The 2,165-nt window shown below is 65.6% G+C and carries 3 protein-coding genes; all 3 read left to right on the forward strand.

Annotation, left to right across the window (positions count from 1 at the left end; translation table 11 throughout):
* The coding region (locus VGD20_RS06655) for a Mu transposase C-terminal domain-containing protein (RefSeq protein WP_331133701.1) at positions 1-990 on the forward strand (990 nt) is incomplete at its 5' end.
* A complete protein-coding gene (locus VGD20_RS06660) occupies positions 917-1,795 on the forward strand; it encodes an AAA family ATPase (protein WP_082736903.1) in 879 nt (292 codons plus the stop codon). The genes VGD20_RS06655 and VGD20_RS06660, both read left to right, overlap by 74 nt.
* A gap of 150 nt (positions 1,796-1,945) precedes the next feature.
* Positions 1,946-2,165 (forward strand): DUF4158 domain-containing protein (locus VGD20_RS06665; protein ID WP_331133702.1); only part of this gene is annotated, 220 nt, incomplete at its 3' end.

Raw genomic sequence — 2,165 nt, forward strand, 5'->3', positions numbered from 1 at the left:
CAGCACGAGCTAGTGCATCGGCGCGAAGCCGCGACCTCGAACGAGATGTGGCAGGCCGATCATACCGTTCTCGACATTCTCGTGCTCGATGATGCCGGAACCCCGGTGCGTCCTTGGCTGACCGTCATCGTTGACGATCACAGCCGAGCCATCGCCGGTTACTTCCTCAGCCTCGATGCCCCCAGTGCCCTCAACACGGCGCTCGCCTTGCGGCAGGCGATCTGGCGCAAGCCCAATCCCGAATGGATCGTCAGCGGCATTCCCGAACAGCTTTACGTCGACAACGGCTCGGATTTCATCTCCGAGCATATCGAGCAGGCGTGCATCGCCCTCAAAATCCGCCTCATCCATTCGCTGCCGGGGCGTCCTCGCGGGCGCGGCAAGATCGAGCGGCTGTTCCGCACCATCAACGACATGTTCCTGCCCGACCTGCCCGGCCACCTGATCGCGGGCAAGCCGCTGTCGGCGCCAGTGCTCACGCTCGACGAGCTGCGCGCCCGCTTCGAGGCGTTCGTGTGCGGCGTCTATCATCGTCGCCCGCATGGCAGCACCGGCGAACCGCCGATCACGCGCTGGCAGAAGGGCGGGTTCCTGCCCGCAATGCCCGACAGCCTTGAACAGCTCGACATGCTGCTCGTGCACGTGCCCAAGCCCCGTAAAGTGCTGCGCGACGGCATCCGTCTGATGGGCAGGCGCTATGTCGAACCCACGCTCGCGGCCTTCGTCGGCGAGCAGGTCGAGGCGGTCTATGACCCCCGCGACCTGACCGAGATCCACGTCTACCACCAGGGCCGGTTCGTCTGCCGTGCGCTCAGCTCCGAGCACGCTGGGCACCCGTCGTTGCGCGCGATCCAGCGCGCCCGGCGCGGCGCGAAGGAGCGCGACAAGCAGGTGCCTGCCCCCACGGAGACCTTCGATGGCGACCAAGAGGATACGGCTTCCCGGCCCACCACCTACCGAGGGCTCCGGCTCTACGCCGCTGACGATTGATTTCCTGGTCGAGCAGCCGTTCCTGGCGACCCGCGAACATGCCCGGTTCGTCGAGTTTGCCGAAGCCTGCGCGCACTACCGCTATATCGGCGTGTGTCATGGCCGGCCGGGCGTCGGAAAGACGCGATCGGCGCGCGAGTTTTCCAGCTTCCCCGACCTGGGGGAATATGCCGCGCTCCGTCCCATTGCCGCGCTCCTTGGCGAAAAGGTCGCTCGCTGCCGCGCCGTCTTCTACACCGTGTCGGTCAGCAACACGCCCAAGACGATCGACGCGGTGTTGGGCCTCAACCTCATTAAGCTGGGCTATGCCCGGCTGACGGTCGCGGGCGGCTCGCAGGACGAAATCACCCATGACGCCGCCCGCATCGCCTGCCCCCTCGTCATCGTCGACGAGGCCGACCGCCTGACCATAAAGTCGCTCGAACATCTCCGCGACATGGCCGATCGCCACGGCTTCGGGCTGATCCTGATGGGTATGCCGGGCTTGGAGAAGCGCCTCGCCCGCTATGCCCAGCTCTACTCGCGGATCGGCTTCGTCCACGAGTTCAAACCGCTTACCGAGACCGAAATGCGGCTGCTGCTCGCGACCCACGCCGGCGATTTCGGGATCAGCTTCGACCCGGCCCAACTCGACGCGATCGAAGCGCAGGCAGCCGTGATCCGCATCACGCGCGGCAACTTCCGGCTCATGGAGCGCCTGTTCGCGCAGATGCGGCGGATCATGACCCTCAACCGCGTCGAGGAGGTCACCGCTGACATCGTTCAGGCCGCGCGCGATTGCCTCGTCATCGGACCCGGCAACTGACAAATAGCGCGATCAGAACGCCGCCATTTAGCGCGAGCGTTTACACCTCGTGGCGTGACCGGTCAGGGCCGCTGTCGCGAAACTTGAGAGTTACGCGACACCTCGCACGTGTCGGCCATAAACTATACGCTCCCGGACAGGGGGTGATCGATGGCCAGACGCGATCTGTTAACGGGCGACGAACGCCGCGCGTTGTTCGGCGTGCCCCTCGACCATGCCTCGCTCGCCAAGCATTACACGGTTGCCGATGAGGACCGGCCACTGATCGAAGCGAAGCGCGGCGACGCCAACCGGCTCGGCTTCGCGCTGCACCTCGCCCTGCTGCGTCATCCCGGCTTCGGCATACGCCACGACGATGTCGTCCCCGATT

This window comes from Sphingopyxis sp. (assembly GCF_036402335.1).
In the GTDB taxonomy this organism is placed as follows: Bacteria; Pseudomonadota; Alphaproteobacteria; order Sphingomonadales; family Sphingomonadaceae; genus Sphingopyxis.